1 rRNA gene is annotated in these 2489 nt (G+C 51.7%); it reads left to right on the top strand.

The annotated features are described in order from the left end of the window. Positions 1-2456, top strand: a 23S ribosomal RNA gene (locus CWE07_RS14165); the annotation flags it as partial. Between the last annotated feature and the right edge of the window lie 33 nt (positions 2457-2489).

Genomic DNA, 2489 nt, shown 5'->3' with positions numbered 1-2489 from the left:
GGTGTGACTGCGTACCTTTTGTATAATGGGTCAGCGACTTACATTTTGTAGCAAGGTTAACCGAATAGGGTAGCCGTAGGGAAACCGAGTCTTAACTGGGCGTCAAGTTGCAAGGTGTAGACCCGAAACCGGGCGATCTATCCATGGGCAGGTTGAAGGTTGAGTAACATCAACTGGAGGACCGAACTCACTAATGTTGAAAAATTAGGAGATGACCTGTGGCTAGGAGTGAAAGGCTAATCAAGCCCGGAGATAGCTGGTTCTCCCCGAAATCTATTTAGGTAGAGCCTCGGATGAATACCACTGGGGGTAGAGCACTGTTTGGGCTAGGGGGTCATCCCGACTTACCAACCCCATGCAAACTCCGAATACCAGTGAGTACTATCCGGGAGACACACGGCGGGTGCTAACGTTCGTCGTGGAGAGGGAAACAACCCAGACCGCCAGCTAAGGTCCCGAAGTCATGGTTAAGTGGGAAACGATGTGGGAAGGCATAGACAGCTAGGAGGTTGGCTTAGAAGCAGCCACCCTTTAAAGAAAGCGTAATAGCTCACTAGTCGAGTCGGCCTGCGCGGAAGATGTAACGGGGCTAAACCATGCACCGAAGCTGCGGATTGTTGCACATCACTTAATTCGATTCGAGTTACGCTTACGCGTAGCAAAGCGAAGCGAAAGCGTCCCTTCAATAGACGAGGATGCTAAACGTAAAGCAAAGAGTCGCATTAAGGATGTGCAACAGTGGTAGGGGAGCGTTGTGTAAGCTGTTGAAGGTGTGTCGAGAGGCATGCTGGAGGTATCACAAGTGCGAATGCTGACATGAGTAACGATAATGGGGGTGAAAAACCCCCACGCCGGAAGACCAAGGGTTCCTATCCCATGCTAATCAGGGTAGGGTAAGTCGGCCCCTAAGGCGAGGCCGAAAGGCGTAGTCGATGGGAAACGGGTTAATATTCCCGTACTTAAATATACTGCGATGGGGTGACGGAGAAGGCTAGGCAAGCGCGGCGTTGGTAGTCCGCGTGAAAGTGAGTAGGTTGAGAGTTTAGGCAAATCCGGACTCTTAAGACTGAGACACGAGACGAGGTTCTAAGGAACCGAAGTTGTTGATGCCATGCTTCCAGGAAAATCCTCTAAGCTTCAGGTATATGAGAACCGTACCCGAAACCGACACAGGTGGTCAGGTAGAGAATACTAAGGCGCTTGAGAGAACTCGGGTGAAGGAACTAGGCAAAATAGTACCGTAACTTCGGGAGAAGGTACGCCACTGTTGGTGAAGACTTCGCGTCGTAAGCTGATAGTGGTCGCAGTGACCAGGTGGCTGGGACTGTTTATTAAAAACACAGCACTCTGCTAAAACGAAAGTTGACGTATAGGGTGTGACACCTGCCCGGTGCCGGAAGGTTAATTGATGGGGTTAGGATTCGTCCGAAGCTCTTGATCGAAGCCCCGGTAAACGGCGGCCGTAACTATAACGGTCCTAAGGTAGCGAAATTCCTTGTCGGGTAAGTTCCGACCTGCACGAATGGTGTAACCATGGCCACGCTGTCTCCACCCGAGACTCAGTGAAATTGAAATCGCTGTGAAGATGCAGTGTACCCGCGGCTAGACGGAAAGACCCCGTGAACCTTTACTACAGCTTGGCACTGAACATTGAACCTACATGTGTAGGATAGGTGGGAGGCTATGAAGCGCAGACGCCAGTTTGCGTGGAGCCAACCTTGAAATACCACCCTTGTATGTTTGATGTTCTAACGTTGCCCCATTATCTGGGGTGCGGACAGTGCCTGGTGGGTAGTTTGACTGGGGCGGTCTCCTCCCAAAGAGTAACGGAGGAGCACGAAGGTTGGCTAAGTACGGTCGGACATCGTACGGTTAGTGCAAAGGCATAAGCCAGCTTAACTGCGAGACAGACACGTCGAGCAGGTGCGAAAGCAGGTCTTAGTGATCCGGTGGTTCTGAATGGAAGGGCCATCGCTCAACGGATAAAAGGTACTCCGGGGATAACAGGCTGATACCGCCCAAGAGTTCATATCGACGGCGGTGTTTGGCACCTCGATGTCGGCTCATCACATCCTGGGGCTGAAGTCGGTCCCAAGGGTATGGCTGTTCGCCATTTAAAGTGGTACGCGAGCTGGGTTTAGAACGTCGTGAGACAGTTCGGTCCCTATCTGCCGTGGGCGTTTGAGAGTTGAGAGGAGTTGCTCCTAGTACGAGAGGACCGGAGTGAACGAACCGCTGGTGTTCGGGTTGTCATGCCAATGGCACTGCCCGGTAGCTACGTTCGGAATCGATAACCGCTGAAAGCATCTAAGCGGGAAGCGAGCCTCAAGATGAGCTCTCACTGGAGTGTAATCTCCCTAAAGGGTTGTTGAAGACTACAACGTTGATAGGCGGGGTGTGGAAGCGCAGTAATGTGTTGAGCTAACCCGTACTAATTGCCCGTGAGGCTTAACCATACAACACCAAAGCATTATGGTGTTGGAATGAAG

The sequence above is a fragment of the Aliidiomarina maris genome, assembly GCF_003987335.1.
In the GTDB taxonomy this organism is placed as follows: Bacteria; Pseudomonadota; Gammaproteobacteria; order Enterobacterales; family Alteromonadaceae; genus Aliidiomarina; species Aliidiomarina maris.
Note: the sequence above shows the minus strand (reverse complement) of the source record. Positions and strands in the feature narration are given on the sequence as shown.